The organism is Streptococcus suis (genome assembly GCF_002964045.1).
In the GTDB taxonomy this organism is placed as follows: domain Bacteria; phylum Bacillota; class Bacilli; order Lactobacillales; family Streptococcaceae; genus Streptococcus; species Streptococcus suis_U.
Genome location: NZ_POPB01000031.1, coordinates 1 through 264, shown reverse-complemented (window position 1 = coordinate 264; position 264 = coordinate 1). Strand labels below are relative to the sequence as shown.

General features: G+C 40.9%; 1 pseudogene. It reads right to left on the bottom strand.

Annotated features, from left to right (window positions below):
* A pseudogene (locus tag C1E99_RS00130) lies at positions 1–264 on the bottom strand (cell division protein FtsA); the annotation flags it as partial.

Genomic DNA, 264 nt, shown 5'->3' with positions numbered 1-264 from the left:
AGGTAGTCTCGCCATTTACTGCATGTTGGGCAATATTTTCAACATCTTCTAACTCACCAACATACTCAACAAAGCTAATCACACTTGCAAATGCTGGATTGCGGATACCAATTTGATTTGGAACAAAAAGTTTAGTGTTAACACCAAACACTTCTTGGGCCAATTCTGTAATTCCTGGTAAGATAGCACCACCACCTACAAGAACAATGCCTCCTGGTAAATCTAGAGCACGTGTACGCTCCAAATCTTGTTTCACACGGTCAA